We start from the raw sequence: 15,117 nt of genomic DNA on the forward strand, positions 1-15,117 counted from the left end.
ACTGGTGGCCTTGATTGATGACAAATTTGGCGAAGGCGAGTAAACCATGACCCTGGCCTTGCATGGCATTGCAGTATCAAGAGGCATTGCAGTCAGCCGAGCCCTGGTTTGGGACACGGCGATGCGGGACATTCCCCGCAATCGCATTGAAAAAAAATCCGTTCGTTTCGAGAAAAAGAGATTCGACAACGCGGTCAAACGCGTCGCTGATGAGTTGGTTGAAATTCGCAGTCAAATTGCAGCTGACTCCCCTGCAGAGTTCGATGCGTTCCTGAACTTGCACAGTCTGATTCTGGCCGACCCGATTCTGTCCGAAGAGCCCAAAAACCTGATTCAAAGCAAGTTGATCAATGCCGAGTGGGCGCTGATCGAGCAAATGGAAGTGCTCTTGGAGCAGTTTTCCGCCATTGAGGATGATTACTTCCGCGAGCGCAACAGCGATGTGCGTCAAGTGGTTGAGCGCATTCTGAAATCACTGCGAGGTCATGCCACAGCTCTGCCCTTGCCTCCCGAGGGTGAGAATGAAGACCCCTGGCTGATTGTTGCGCACGATATTTCGCCAGCCGATATGGTGCAACTCAAAGGCCGCCGCGTGGGCGCTTTCGTGACCGAGATGGGTGGTGCAACCTCTCACACCGCGATTGTGGCGCGCAGCCTTGGCATACCTGCGGTCGTGGGTGTGCCGCGCGCGCTCGAGTATGTGCACAACGGCGATTTGGTGGTGGTCGACGGCAAGGTAGGTGCCGTGTTTCTGGACCCCGCTGCGATGGTGGTGGACGAGTACCAGCGCAAACAGGCCATTTTGGCTTTGTCGCGCCAGCGCCTGAAGCGGCTGATTACCACCGAAGCGCGAACCCAATGCGGCCGTCGAATTGAGTTGCTGGCCAACATTGAATTGCCCGAGGACGTGAAAGGCGTGGTGGATGCGGGGGCCGATGGTGTAGGCCTGTTCCGGTCCGAATTCCTGTTCATGAACCGCAAGGAATGGCCTTCTGAGGATGAGCAGTATGAGGCGTACCGAAAGGTAATCAAGGCCATGAAAGGCAAGCCGGTCACAGTTCGGACACTGGATTTGGGCGCTGACAAAACCCTGCAGTTTGATGGGGCCAACAGCAGTGCGCCACCTGTGTCCAGCACTTCAGCGCTGGGGTTGCGTTCCATTCGCTTCAGTTTGGCTGAGCCCGCCATATTTCTCACCCAAATTCGCGCCTTGTTGCGGGCTGCCAAGCATGGTCCGGTCAAAATCCTTTTGCCGATGCTCACCAACATTCGGGAAACCAAACAAGCTTTGGCCTACATTGATATGGCGCGTGAACAATTGCTCGAGCGCCGTTTTCAGGCCAATCAGGCCGTGCCAATCGGCGGCATGATCGAAGTGCCCGCGGCTGCGCTCAGCCTGCCGCATTTCTTGAATTATCTGGATTACGTGTCGATCGGCACCAACGATTTGATTCAATACACGCTGGCAGTTGACCGGGTCGATCACCAGGTGGCGCACTTGTACGACCCCCTCCACCCCGCGGTGTTAAGGCTTGTCTTTGAGGTCATCTCCAGCGCTGAAAAAGCGGGCGTGCCTGTGAGCGTATGTGGTGAAATGGCGGGCGATATTCGTCTGACCCGCTTGTTGCTGGGCATGGGCCTTACCCAGTATTCCATGCACCCGTCGCAGTTGTTGGATGTGAAAGAGTTGCTGCTGAAAACCGATTTTGAGGCCACGCAAAAATTGGTCAAAAAAGTGACTCGGTCATTTGACATCGATAAAATTGATGCCCTGATGCATCAATTGCACGAAGACTGATCCAGCAACCGGCCCGCCCTTAAAGCCCGTTTGCGATTTATACTCAAGGGCTTGCGAAAACCAACCACCAACCAAAGAAACGCCGTATTGTGTCTGCCAACCAGTCCGTGGGCTTCGTAAAGCCCGAGCTTATTGAATTTACTGCACCGCTGTTGCTGGAGTGCGGAAAATCCCTGCCCAGTTATTCGCTGATGGTTGAAACGTATGGCACACTGAATGCCGAGAAAAGCAATGCTGTGCTGGTGTGCCACGCATTGAATGCCTCTCACCATGTGGCAGGTCTGTACGAAGGGCAAGACAAGAGTGAGGGCTGGTGGGACAACATGGTGGGCCCGGGAAAGCCGCTGGATACCAACCGGTTCTTCGTGATTGGCGTGAACAACCTGGGTTCATGCTTTGGTTCTACCGGCCCCAGCAGCATCAACCCGGAAACCGGTAAACCCTATGGCGCCGACTTTCCGTTTGTCACTGTTCAAGACTGGGTGAATGCGCAGGTGCGGCTGGCAGATTACTTTGGCATCGAAAAGTTTGCTGCAGTCATGGGGGGCAGCCTGGGCGGCATGCAGGCCCTGCAATGGAGCCTCAGCTACCCCGACCGCGTGGGTCACTGCATGGTGATTGCCTCAACTCCAAAGCTGAGCGCACAGAACATTGCCTTTAACGAAGTGGCGCGCCAGGCCATCGTGACCGATCCCGATTTTCATGGCGGCAATTATTATGAGCACGGCGTGGTACCCAAGCGCGGTTTGCGACTGGCTCGAATGATTGGCCACATCACCTACTTGAGCGGCGACGACATGGCCGAAAAGTTTGGCCGCACCCTGCGCAACGGCGATTACAATTACGGGCTTGAGGTGGACTTCCAGGTGGAAAGCTACCTGCGCTACCAAGGCGACAAGTTTGCAGATTACTTTGATGCCAACACCTACTTGCTGATTACCAAAGCGCTCGATTATTTTGACCCCGCGCGCCACACGGGTGGCGACTTGGCCAAAGCGCTTGAAGCGGCCAAAGCCAAATTTTTACTGGTTAGCTTTACCACCGACTGGCGTTTTGCCCCCGAGCGAACCCGCGAAATCGTGGAGGCCCTCATGGCCAACCAGCGCGATGTCACTTACGCGGAAATTGACGCCCCACACGGTCACGATGCATTCTTGTTGACTGACGAGCGCTACCACAATGTGGTGCGTGGCTACTTTGAGCGCATTGCCAAGGAGCTTGCATGAAAACACTGCACGCTGTTCGCCAAGACATACAACCGTTGCCCATCGCAGTGCCCCGGGCCGATCTCGATTTGATCGAAAGCTGGGTACCCATGGGCGCACGTGTACTCGATTTGGGTTGTGGTGATGGCTCATTTCTGGCCCGTTTGATGAAAACCCGCAAGGCGACCGGCTATGGCGTCGAAATCGACGACACCAATGTGCAGCGCAGCGTCGCCAACGGCATCAATGTCATTCAGCAAGATCTGGAAAAGGGTCTGGCCATGTTCGAGGACCATGCCTTTGATGTGGTGATTTTGTCGCAAACCCTGCAAGCCATGCACAACACCGAGCGAATCCTCAAAGAGATCGCCCGGGTTGGGAAAGAAGGCATCGTCAGCTTCCCCAATTTTGGTCATTGGTACCATGTGTGGTCGATTGCCTTGGGTCGTATGCCGGTGTCCAAACAGATGCCTTATCAGTGGTACAACACCCCGAATATCCACCTGTGCACCCCCAAGGATTTTGAAGCGCTGGTTGCTCAAATCGGACATAAAGTACTGGGCAAACAACTTTTTTTGAACGGTGAGCCTGTTGAATTGTTGGGCAATTTGCGCAGCACTTTGGCGGTTTATCGTTTCAAGCCCCAGTTTGCCAACTAGGCCAACTTCATGAAAAGCCCGCAACCCACCCCGCTTGAAAACGAGTATTGGCGGCAGGTTAAACGAATCACCCATCGATTACTGGTGGTGTGGATTGGGCTGATTCTTGGTGTGGTTCTGTTTATTCCCCAACTCGGTATCACGGTGTATGGGGTTCCCTTGACTTACTGGGTCATCTCCAGTGTGCTGCTTTTGAGTTTTTTAGGATTGGTGGCCTGCTACGCGTGGCGCATGGATAGGTTAGAATTGAAATTCAAACGAGCGGTGGAAAACAACCGCAACTATCTTGGAGACACGAATGAAGAGCAGCACCGGCGAGGTGGGAAAGCCCCTCACTGACACCAAAGGCACGCCACTGCGTTTTGTAACCGGTTCGTCCCTGTTTGACGGACACGATGCAGCAATCAATATGATTCGCCGTTTGTTGCAAAGCCAAGGTGCTGAAGTCATTCACTTGGGGCACAACCGTTCCGTTCAGGAATTGGTGGACGCCGCTATACAGGAAGATGCCGACGGCCTGGCCGTGAGCTCCTATCAAGGCGGGCACAATGAATTTTTCAAATACATGGTGGACGAGCTAAAAGCTCAAAACGCCGGCCATATTCAGGTGTTTGGCGGCGGCGGTGGTGTAATTTTGCCCGCCGAAATCGAAGCCCTTCAAGCCTATGGTGTGAATCGGATTTACAGCCCCCAAGATGGCCAGAAAATGGGCCTGGAGGGCATGATCGGCGACATGATCGCCCGCGCGGCACAAGTGCGCGATGCCCGCAAAAAGATTGACACGGCTTGCACACCTCAAAGCATCAAGGCCTTGGCCAACGACTGGCCGCTGCTGACCCAACTGATTACCCGCCTTGAGCGTGACGAAGTGCCTGCTGCCGATTTGGAAGTGATTCGCGAGCAAGCCAAAGCCAGTAAAACCCCAGTGTTGGGCATTACCGGTACGGGTGGCGCAGGCAAGTCGAGCCTGACTGATGAGCTGATTCGCCGCCTGCGCATGGACCATGGTGATGACCTGACCATTGGCGTGGTGTGTGTAGACCCTTCCCGCCGTAAAACCGGCGGTGCATTGCTGGGCGATCGCATCCGGATGAATGCCATTGGCCCTTGGGCTGGCAATGGCCCCAAAGTATTCATGCGCTCACTGGCCACCCGCGATTCCGCTCAGGAAGTACCCGCTACTCTGCCAGATATTATTGCCTTGTGTCGCGCTACGGGTTTTGATGTGGTGCTGATTGAAACTCCGGGCATTGGCCAGGGCGATGCGGCCATCGTGCCGCATGTGGATTTCAGCCTGTATGTGATGACACCGGAATACGGTGCAGCCAGCCAGCTTGAAAAAATCGACATGCTGGATTTTGCCGATTTTGTGGCGGTGAACAAATTTGACCGCAAGGGCGCACTCGATGCCCTGCGGGATGTGTGCAAACAGGTGCAGCGTAACCGCATGGCTTTTACCAGCATGCCCGACACCATGCCTGTGTACGGCACGCTGGCCAGCCGGTTTAACGACGATGGTGTCAGCGCCCTGTATAAAGCATTGCGCGCAGCCCTGCCCATTGCCAAGCCTTCCAAAGGCTTGTTCAATTCAATCGACACCAAACATTCCACCACCCTGAAAGCCGTAGTGCCTTCCGAGCGCGTGCGTTATCTGGCTGAAATCGCACAGGCTGTACGCAGTTACAAGGCGCAAGTACAAAAAGACGTGGCTGCAGTGTACGACCTGGAATGCATGCAACGTGCCCAAGCCCTATTGCTTGAACACAAGCCTGACAAAACCAAGGCGGTGGAAGCGCTGGATGACATTGTCGAACTGACGAACACTCGAATCAGCATGGCTGCGCAAAAGGCCATGAAAGACTATTCAAAGCTGACTGAGGGTTACCAAGGCGACACGCTGACCTATGAAGTGCGCGGCAAGGCCCTGCAAGCACCGTTGACCGTGACTTCGCTCAGTGGCCTGAAAATCAATCGCGTCAGTCTGCCCAAGTTCACCAGTCGGGCCGACCTGCTGAAATTCGTGATGCTGGAAAACCTGCCGGGTTATTTCCCCTTCACCGCAGGCGTGTTCCCCGTGAAGCGGGAAGGCGAGGACCCTACCCGCATGTTTGCCGGTGAGGGCGACCCCGCACGCACCAACCGCCGTTTCAAAATGCTCAGCGGTGCAAGCGATGCCAAGCGATTGTCGACTGCATTTGATTCAGTCACCTTGTATGGTTTCGACCCTGACCTGCGCCCCGACATTTACGGCAAGGTGGGCACCAGCGGTGTAAGTGTGGCCACGCTAGACGACATGAAAGTGTTGTACAGCGGCTTTGATTTGTGCGCCCCCAGCACCAGCGTGTCCATGACCATCAACGGCCCTGCACCCAGTATTTTGGCCATGTTCCTGAACACCGCCATTGATCAGCAGGTGGACCTGTTCACAGCCAAAAACAAGCGCGCACCGAATGCGGATGAATATGCAAACATCAAGGCCAGCACCTTGAAGGCAGTGCGCGGCACCGTGCAAGCGGACATTTTGAAAGAAGATCAAGGCCAGAACACTTGTATTTTCTCGACTGAATTCAGCCTGCGCGTGATGGGCGACATTCAGCAATACTTCATCGACCACGAAGTGCGTAACTTCTACAGCGTGTCGATCAGCGGTTATCACATTGCCGAGGCCGGGGCCAACCCGATTTCGCAACTTGCCTTTACGCTTTCGAACGGCTTCACATTCGTGGAAGCCTATTTGGCGCGTGGCATGAAGATCGACGACTTTGCGCCGAACTTGAGCTTCTTCTTCAGCAATGGCATGGACCCCGAATACACCGTGCTGGGTCGCGTGGCCCGTCGCATTTGGGCCATTGCCATGCGCGACCGTTACGGTGCAAGCGACCGCAGCCAGAAGTTGAAATATCACATCCAAACCAGTGGTCGAAGCCTGCACGCACAGGAAATCGCATTCAACGACATACGCACCACCTTGCAAGCCTTGATTGCCGTATATGACAACTGCAATAGCCTTCACACCAACGCCTATGACGAGGCCGTGACCACGCCAACCGAGGAAAGCGTACGCCGGGCCATGGCCATTCAGTTGATCATCAACAAGGAATGGGGCTTGGCGAAAAATGAAAACTCAAGCCAAGGAGCTTTCATTATTGAAGAGCTCACTGAATTGGTGGAAGAAGCTGTGTTGGCTGAACTGGACCGCATCAGCGAACGCGGCGGTGTGTTGGGTGCCATGGAAACAGGCTACCAGCGCAGCAAAATCCAGGAAGAGTCGATGCATTATGAAATCCAGAAGCATGACGGCACCTTGCCAATTGTGGGTGTGAATACTTTCACCAACCCCAATGACAACGCCGATTCCTTGAACTCGCTCGAGCTTGCGCGTGCTACTGAAGAAGAAAAACAAAGCCAGTTGAAACGCTTGGCCGAATTCCAGCAAAAGCATGCCGCCGAAAGCGGGCCAATGCTGGAGCGTCTGAAGCAGACTGCCATGGACGGCGGCAACGTGTTTGAGGTGCTGGTGGATGCTGTTCGAGTGTGTTCACTTGGCCAGATTACTCAAGCGCTGTTCGAAGTGGGTGGAAAGTACCGCAGGTCGATGTAAAGTGCTGCGGTTTTGGCTCAACTCGGCGTGGGTACCTTGTGTCGCACAGGGCTGGTTGATTGGAAGCTGAACTTGAAGGATCGCCGTTGCCCGAAAACTTGGCATTTCGGCTTGTCGTCTTGAGCCTGCACTAAGCCAAGCCCTCCAAAAGTCACGGTCGGGTCTTGGCTTTCGCGCCAGGGCGCGATCGTTGGTCTCGGCGCGCCAAGCCGGCAAGTTTTCTGACTGGTCATCGTGCGACCCATTGCAAGTTCAGCCGCCCAATCGGCGTCGGTGTTTCGATCGCCTCGCCTTCAAGAAAACCTGCCCTTGCGTGCCGAGCAGTGCCGGTGTTGCCCGGCATGGGCAACAGAGAACGGACCCGACCCGCTTTTTTGGAGGGCCGTTCTCAGGCATCGCGAGGCTCAGCAAGGGGAGTACAGGTTTTCTGGCGAGAGATCGGAACCCAAGCCGATCGGGCTAATCAAGATCGACGCGTTATCGGAACCCAAGCCGATCGGGCTAATCAAGATCGACGCGTTATCGGAACCCAAGCCGATCGGGCTAATCAAGATCGACGCGTTATCGGAACCCAAGCCGAGTGGGCTAAAAAAAACAGCGCTCGTACTTTGCGATAAAATAAAAACCTCGCCGTAAGTACTCACCAAGCAGCACCATGAAACTCAACGCCGATCTTTCCCAACGCGCGGTCGTCAACAGCAACAATGTCGACTGGGTCGCCTCTCCAGCCCCCGGAGTATGGCGCAAACCATTGGAACGCGATGGCGATGAAGTGGCGCGTTTAACCTCGATTGTGCGTTACGACCCAGGCTGCGCATTTCCTGAACACGAGCATGGCGGCGGCGAAGAATTCTTCGTACTTGAAGGCACCTTCGAAGATGAATTTGGCGCGTACCCAGCGGGCACATTTGTGAAGAATCCCGTGGGCACCAAGCATTCTCCCAAGTCCACAGAAGGCTGCACAATTCTCGTGAAGCTTCGCCACATGCGGCCAGAGGATCAAACACCGGTTGTCATCGATACCCACCAGGCCGAATGGCGGCAGGGCTTGGTACCGGGCTTGAAGGTCATGCCGCTGGACAGCTTCGAGACCCGTCACACCGCGCTGGTGAAGTGGGCTCCCGAAACCTATTTCAACATGCATCGCCACATGGGCGGCGAAGAAATTTTTGTGCTTGAAGGCGTGTTCTCAGATGAGCATGGCGACTACCCCGCAGGGACCTGGATACGCAGCCCACATGCCAGCGTACATACACCTTTCAGCAAACCAGGTTGCACCATTCTTGTCCGTACGGGTCATTTGATCGACGCATAACAAACTGGCACTGATTGTGTCAGTTTGGTGACTTGTCTCTTAGTAGGTTTCACCTCATCTTAAGCACCAGCAGCTTGGTAACAGTACCAAACCCAATTGGACTGTCGCCATGTTGTACACCACCCGAATCCTTTTTCCTGTATTTGTTGTTTCAATGTTGGCAGCATGTGGCGGCAATGACAGCGCCACGCCTCCGACTCGGGTAGAGGGTCAGGAAAATCCCCCCACGCTAAGCGCCGGAAGCGATCAGCAAGCCGCAGAGCGAAGCACCATCGAGTTGCGAGCCACGGTGCAAAACACGGACCAGAATTCTGTGGTGGCCTATGCCTGGTTTCCGGCGAGTCAAGAAACCGTGTTCTTTGGCGAAGCAGGCAGGTCAGACGAATCGGTCCTGAACTTGCAGTTACCCCAAGTCAACAACGACACCCCCGTCGAGTTCATCGTGCAAGCGCAGCTCTCCAACGGCAATGTGCTTGAGGACCGTGTTCAAATCACCATCCAGAACACATTCGACAACGCATTGCCAGTGGTCACCACCACCGCGTCGCCGATTGGACTTGATAACAGGTTGACCGCAAGTGCCTGCGAGTCCTCAGATTCTGACGGTACTATCCAGTCCTACCAATGGCGCAATGAAACCCTGAATATTCAATACGAAGAAACAGGCTGCAACTTGAATGTGCAGCTTCCTACTTCACCTGAATCGCAAACCTACACCCTGCGCGCCATTGCATTTGACAACGAGGCGGGCCTGGGCTTCAAGTTGTTCAATGTCACCACGCCCAACCGCCCCGCGAACACGGCCCCGCTTATTCAAAACGCCAACGCATTGCCAGAACCCGTAAGGCCTGGTGAAACCTTGAACTTGCAAGTCAACGCCACGGATGCCGATGGCGACGCACTGTTCTACCGCTGGACACAAACCGCGGGTAGCGCACTGCCAATCAGCAATGCTGACAAACCCATGGCCCAGGTGCAAATTCCTGCCGACCTAGCCAATCAAACCTTGACCTTTCGCATTGAAGTGTCGGACCGAGCCAATTTCCAAACCTCGGTGAACCAGCGCAGTGTGGATGCCAGCGTGCGCAGCAACACCAACACCAACACCAATGCAGGCCTTCTGGAATGCCTGCAAGACCCCACGCGTGTGGGTTGCCCCTTGGCAGGTTTGTTGTCGGCACCACCAATTGGTGCTCAACAACCCAACAGTGCGCAGTTTTCAGCTGGGCAGTGCACCCCCTTCTATGGCGGTCGTGTGAATGGGCAAGGCTATACACACTTGTTGGGTGCCATGCACGAGCACACCGCTTACTCGGACGGGCAAGCCAACACCGATCCGCTTCAGGTGTACCAGCAAACCCGTGAGCGGGGCATGGATTTTGTGATGTCGTCTGATCACTCCGACAACCTGGCCATTCCTCTGGCCTTGCCCGACACCGACAATTGCACAGACAACCCGCTGTCATGCCTGATCTCCGACCCGGACAACCTGCCCAACAGCCTGACCAAGTGGCGGAGTACGCTGAACCAGGCCAATCAGGTGACGGGTGAATCGCCTGGCCTGTTCACCGCCATGAGGGGTTTTGAGTGGACCTCCGACCGCTTCGGGCACGCCAATGTGTACCTGAGCAAACACAACATCAACGCCAAACTGGGGCCAGGTTATCTGGTATCCATGGACTTGTTCTGGCAGTGGTTTGTGCTGTCGCCTCAACTGGGCGGCGGCGGTGATGGCCTCCTGGTGTTTAACCACCCTGGCCGCGAAGATGCCTTGCACAGTGCCTTGCTGCAAATCGGTGAGGGTGTTGGCCAGGCCACACGCATGGCGGGCGCCTTAAATGCCCTGAATGTATTTCAACAGGGCGACCCTGCATACGCTTTCAATGACTTCAGGTATGTGGCACCGGCCGACTACCGCGTGGTGGGCATTGAGGTGTTTGGCAAGGGCGATGAATACGACACCGATGGCAAGTTTGGTTCCTGGTATGGCCACGCACTGGACAAGGGATGGTATCTGGGGCCAGCCGGTTCGGAAGACCACCATGAAACCAACTGGGGCGGTGGCAATTTGCCAAAAACAGTCGTGATTGCTCGTGCCAACAACCAGGCCGACATTCGGGAAGCATTTCTTGCGCGCCGTTTTTACACCGTGGCACAAAATGAAAATGCCTTGCGTATGAACTTTGAAGCTGTGCATGCCTCCACGCGAGGTCAGCAACGCCTGCCCATGGGCTCGCGCATAGGCACTCAAGCCGACACAGTTCAATTCGAAGTCAGTATTCGAAGTACACAAGCCATGGATCCCTTGCAGGACATGTCGTTTGAACTGTTTAGCTCGCAGTCAGGTCCGAGCACCAACGAGGCGCAGCGCTACTTGCCCTTGCAAAACCAGACCGGGAAAAACGGCCGCTTCACTGTAAGCCCCGCGGAGGGAAAGAATTGGTATTTCGTGCGCGTAAAACGGGGCGATCGAATTGTGGCGGTGAGTGCACCGATCTGGATATTCAAAGGCAGTGAGCCACTGCCGGAATGCGCGGCGCTTTAAAACTCCTCAGCCCATTTCCTGAATTGATTCAGCGAGCCTTTGAACAAATGGTCGATGTCTGCCAAATGTTCATCGACAAACTCACGCACCATTGAACCGGTGCTGGCTGGCTCCACCCGCAGGTGGGCCTCACACTGGCCGTCGGCATTGCTCACCCGCATGTTCAGTTTGTGGGCGATACGCAGCATGGCTTCATTGTCCATCAGGGTGTAAATGAACAGCATTTCAATGCCTTCATTGCGCGCCCTGCGCAACGCCCTTTGAAACAGCAGCGTACCCAGGCCATGCCCCCGCATATTGGCGTCCAGTGACAGTCCCAATTCCGCACCCTTGGGGGCTGTGCTGTCTTTAGGCTGGTTTAGTTCAGCCAAATGCACCACACCCAGCAATACATCGTCACGCCCGAAAATACCGAACACCGAGTCGCGCTCAAAATCAATGCTGGCGGTGTATTTCGCAATAGCGGCATCCCCCAGCGCATAACTAAAGCGCAAACGGCGGTCAGCCTCATCCAGGGCCAGCAAGTGTGCAAGAATTAAAGGGCGGTGTGAGTCATCCAGTTCCACAATCGGAACTTTGGACAGACCCAAAATGGACGCGGCCCTGCGCCCCAAGACGCTGGGAATATCAAACCATTCAATGGGCTCTGACGACATGATGAACTCGACTGCAAAAAATTGTGAAAAATCGGAAATATGCTTACATGATCCACCAACAAGAAAGCAAGCCGCAACCCAACACCCCGCAAGTTGGAGTACCACTTCAAATTCGCGAATTGGGTTTGGTGGACTATTTGCCCACCTGGGAAGCCATGCGAAATTTCACAGATGCCCGCTCCGAACAGCTCAACGGGCCAGTGAGCGACGAGATCTGGATTTGTGAACACCCTCCCGTGTTCACTTTGGGCCTTGCTGGTGACTCGGCACATATGTTGCAGCGCAGCAACATACCGTTGGTGAAAACCGACCGTGGGGGTCAAATCACCTACCATGGCCCGGGCCAGATTGTGGTTTATCCACTTCTGGACCTTCGCCGCTTTGGTTTGAAGGTGCGAGAGTACGTTCAGTTGCTTGAGCAAAGCATTATCGACGCCTTGGTGCAGGTGGGTGTGGCAGATGCCCAACGCAAGCCCAACGCCCCCGGCGTGTACACCATGCGCCATGGCAGCCTTGCCAAAATTGCCGCCTTGGGCATCAAGATCCGCAAGGGGTGCAGTTATCACGGCCTGTCACTGAATGTGGCCATGGATTTAAACCCATTCCTGCAAATAAACCCCTGCGGTTATGCTGGTTTGGAAACAGTGGACTTGGCCACGATTGGTGTTAAAATTTCACAAGCTGAGATGCAAATGCATCTGATGAAATACCTGATTCAACACCTTGAAGCCGCGCGATCCGCGGTGGCAAAGTAAACGCATGGCCCTAATCACCCAAAGGCCAGGGAGCAAAAAACGTGTCCGAGATCAATGAAAAGTCCGCTGTGGCCAAAGAACTGAGCGCAGTCAGCGATCCGACCGTCAAGCAAAAAGCGGCCGCGAAAACCGCCCGAATTCCCATCAAGATTGTGCCTGTTGAGCAGTTGAAAAAACCCAGCTGGATCCGCGTGAAGGCCGGCTCGCCGTCGACCCGTTTCTACGAAATCAAGGAAATTCTGCGCGAGCACAAGTTGCACACCGTGTGCGAAGAGGCTTCTTGCCCCAACATTGGTGAATGCTTTGGCAAAGGTACCGCCACCTTCATGATTATGGGCGACAAGTGCACCCGCCGTTGCCCCTTCTGCGATGTGGGCCACGGTCGCCCCGATCCGCTCGATGAAAACGAACCCCTGAATTTGGCAAAAACAATCGCAGCCTTGCGCTTGAACTACGTGGTAATTACCAGCGTAGACCGTGATGACTTGCGTGATGGTGGCGCTGGTCACTTTGTGGCCTGTATTGAAAAAACCCGTGAATTGTCGCCCAACACCAAAATCGAAATTCTGGTGCCCGACTTCCGGGGGCGCTTGGACCGTGCGCTGGGAATTTTGAATGCCGCCCCGCCCGATGTCATGAACCACAATCTGGAAACCACCGAGCGCCTGTACAAGGAAGCCCGCCCGGGGTCAGACTACAAACACTCGCTGAAGCTGCTGCAAGAATTCAAAAAAGCGCATCCCAACACGCCCACCAAAAGCGGCATCATGGTGGGGCTTGGCGAAACCGACGAGGAAATTTTGCAAGTGATGCGCGACATGCGCGAGCACCAAGTGGACATGATCACGATTGGGCAATACCTGGCACCTTCGGGCCACCACTTGCCAGTGCGCCGCTATGTGCACCCCGATGTATTCAAAATGTTTGAAGAGAAAGCCTATGAAATGGGCTTTACGCACGCAGCTGTTGGGGCAATGGTTCGCAGTTCATACCATGCGGATGAGCAGGCACACGGTTTGGTGTAACTAATTGCGAAACTGCCCGGCGCTAATAAACTCGCCAAAGCGTTCACACCACACCACAGCAGCGCTGTATTGTTGCAAATCAGTGTTGGGTGGAAGGTCGAGAATGAATCCGCCAAAGGTTTTTACCGACCCCACTTGCAGGGACTGGCTTTTAATCTCCAAAAAGCCCGCCTCGTCCTCTACAAATTTTGGCACCAGGTACAAGTAATAATCGGGCCCTGGTGAAAGCTCGCCCTCGAACACAGCTTGGCTGGCCGACAAGGTCAAACGGCCTTCTCCCCAATGCAAAAAGTCGCTGCCTTTCAGGTCGCGTTTGAATTCTGTCGAGAACAGCGCCCCGCTTTGCGATGCGGTAATCGCTTCAGCAGCAGGGCCTTCAGGTTCTACAAGAATGGGCAGCAAATAAATGCCCAAGGCAACACCAACAATTAGCGCGCCGGCATGGGTAATCAACAGGAGAATTTTTTTCATGGTGTTTCAAGCCCTCAGGGAGTGAACTTGTCAATTCGCTCCCTGGGCTCAAAACGTTTCACATGCAGATGAATAATTTACAGTTCACGCTTGTCGGCGCACTCGCCCAGGCTTGCGTCTAGCCGGCAACGAATACGCTTCAAAATTTTCATCATCTCGGGATCGTAGAAACCGTCTGCAGTCATTTGAATTCGGGATTCACGCATCAGCACATCGTACTTTTCGCGATCACCAGCGGGAATATCCAGCCACGCAGCAGCAGGCACGGCTTTCTCAGACGTATCGACCAAGGCAATGGCGCGGTCAAATTGTTGCTGAATCCAAACCCGCGACTTTTGCCCAAAGCCCTCGGGAAATTTGTCTTTGCGGATCAAAATATTTGCGGTTAGCTGCACCAAGGGAAAGCGGTAAATACCCCCCTTGCTGCCAATGCCTTTGTACAACTCAAGCGGCTGGTAAGCAATGGCTGGTGCAGCAATAATATCTACCTGCCCGTTGTTGAATTTGGTGCCAAAGTTGATCACCTCGCTGGCCACGGGTTGCGCGCCCAACTGTTGCACCATTTTGGCTTGCGATTTGTCGTAGTCCAGCACCGCAATTTTTTTGCCCGCCGCTTTTTCAACTGAATTAATGGCCCTGTCGTTCACCATCACATACGCAGCGCCAATCGGCAAAATACCCGCCACCTCAAACAGGCCCGAGGTCATTTTGTCATTCAGCTTTGGGCTGCTCATCAGGTCAATTACCGTGCGCAAGTGCTTGTAGGTGGGCACAGCGCCAATAGAGTCGATGCTGCCCACAAACTTGTTGAACTGCCTGCCACGCAAAGTAGAAATGGCCGCCGCATCGCATTTGCCGGTTTTAAAATCTTCGGCGGCAAGGCGTTCGTCGACATATGCTTCCAGTTCAATGTTCGCACCCCAGCCCTTGGCTGCCACTGCATAATCGCGCGCTTGCGCAAAGGCGGGACCACTGCGCCCTGCAATGTCGAAAATACACATCTTGATGTTGGAGGCTTGGGCTTGTGCCGGGAAAGCGAGGCTGGCGCCCAGCAATACGAGTGCTGCAGCTTTGGTGGTGTTCATGT

The 15,117-nt window shown here is 54.6% G+C and carries 12 protein-coding genes; 9 read left to right on the forward strand and 3 right to left on the reverse strand.

Annotated elements, in window-relative coordinates:
• Positions 1 to 46 precede the first annotated feature (46 nt).
• The 7 genes from ptsP (at position 47) to A0129_RS08035 (ending at position 11,123) form a co-directional block, all read left to right on the forward strand.
• The gene (gene ptsP, locus A0129_RS08005; protein ID WP_291714018.1) at positions 47 to 1,798 is read left to right on the forward strand and encodes a phosphoenolpyruvate--protein phosphotransferase; all 1,752 of its coding nucleotides are present in this window, start codon (positions 47 to 49) and stop codon (positions 1,796 to 1,798) included.
• Positions 1,799 to 1,887: 89 nt separating this feature from the next.
• A complete protein-coding gene (locus A0129_RS08010; RefSeq protein ID WP_291714020.1) occupies positions 1,888 to 3,024 on the forward strand; it encodes a homoserine O-acetyltransferase in 1,137 nt (378 codons plus the stop codon).
• On the forward strand, positions 3,021 to 3,662 hold the full coding sequence (gene metW, locus A0129_RS08015; protein WP_291714022.1) for a methionine biosynthesis protein MetW: 642 nt from the start codon (positions 3,021 to 3,023) through the stop codon (positions 3,660 to 3,662). Before A0129_RS08010 ends, metW begins: the two co-directional genes overlap by 4 nt.
• Positions 3,663 to 3,671: 9 nt before the next feature.
• Positions 3,672 to 4,001 carry a DUF4212 domain-containing protein gene (locus tag A0129_RS08020; protein ID WP_291714024.1) on the forward strand — a complete coding sequence of 110 codons (330 nt, stop codon included), beginning with the start codon at positions 3,672 to 3,674 and terminating at the stop codon, positions 3,999 to 4,001.
• Positions 3,961 to 7,263 (forward strand): fused isobutyryl-CoA mutase/GTPase IcmF, encoded by a 3,303-nt coding sequence (gene icmF, locus A0129_RS08025; RefSeq protein WP_291714026.1) that lies wholly within the window; start codon positions 3,961 to 3,963, stop codon positions 7,261 to 7,263. The genes A0129_RS08020 and icmF overlap by 41 nt, the downstream gene beginning before the upstream one ends.
• A 655-nt stretch (positions 7,264 to 7,918) precedes the next feature.
• Positions 7,919 to 8,578, forward strand: a complete 660-nt coding sequence (locus A0129_RS08030; protein ID WP_291714028.1) for a cupin domain-containing protein — start codon at positions 7,919 to 7,921, stop codon at positions 8,576 to 8,578.
• Positions 8,579 to 8,687: 109 nt separating this feature from the next.
• Positions 8,688 to 11,123 (forward strand): hypothetical protein, encoded by a 2,436-nt coding sequence (locus tag A0129_RS08035; RefSeq protein WP_291714030.1) that lies wholly within the window; start codon positions 8,688 to 8,690, stop codon positions 11,121 to 11,123.
• On the opposite strand, the gene A0129_RS08040 is transcribed toward A0129_RS08035, so the two are convergent.
• A complete protein-coding gene (locus A0129_RS08040; RefSeq protein WP_291714032.1) occupies positions 11,120 to 11,779 on the reverse strand; it encodes a GNAT family N-acetyltransferase in 660 nt (219 codons plus the stop codon). The genes A0129_RS08035 and A0129_RS08040 overlap by 4 nt on opposite strands.
• A 47-nt stretch (positions 11,780 to 11,826) precedes the next feature.
• Here A0129_RS08040 and lipB point away from each other — a divergent pair, with 47 nt between their 5' ends.
• Both lipB and lipA read left to right on the forward strand, forming a co-directional pair.
• Positions 11,827 to 12,534 (forward strand): lipoyl(octanoyl) transferase LipB, encoded by a 708-nt coding sequence (gene lipB / locus A0129_RS08045; protein WP_291714034.1) that lies wholly within the window; start codon positions 11,827 to 11,829, stop codon positions 12,532 to 12,534.
• A gap of 50 nt (positions 12,535 to 12,584) precedes the next feature.
• Positions 12,585 to 13,559: a lipoyl synthase gene (gene lipA, locus A0129_RS08050; protein WP_232222707.1), complete on the forward strand. Its 975-nt coding sequence runs from the start codon at positions 12,585 to 12,587 to the stop codon at positions 13,557 to 13,559.
• On the opposite strand, the gene A0129_RS08055 is transcribed toward lipA, so the two are convergent.
• Together A0129_RS08055 and A0129_RS08060 are read right to left on the reverse strand one after the other, a co-directional pair.
• Positions 13,560 to 14,030 (reverse strand): DM13 domain-containing protein, encoded by a 471-nt coding sequence (locus A0129_RS08055; RefSeq protein ID WP_291714036.1) that lies wholly within the window; start codon positions 14,028 to 14,030, stop codon positions 13,560 to 13,562.
• A 77-nt stretch (positions 14,031 to 14,107) separates the two neighbouring features.
• Positions 14,108 to 15,115 (reverse strand): putative solute-binding protein, encoded by a 1,008-nt coding sequence (locus A0129_RS08060; protein ID WP_291714037.1) that lies wholly within the window; start codon positions 15,113 to 15,115, stop codon positions 14,108 to 14,110.
• Positions 15,116 to 15,117 lie beyond the last annotated feature (2 nt).

The organism is Limnobacter sp. CACIAM 66H1, assembly GCF_001601825.1.
Classification (GTDB): domain Bacteria; phylum Pseudomonadota; class Gammaproteobacteria; order Burkholderiales; family Burkholderiaceae_B; genus Limnobacter.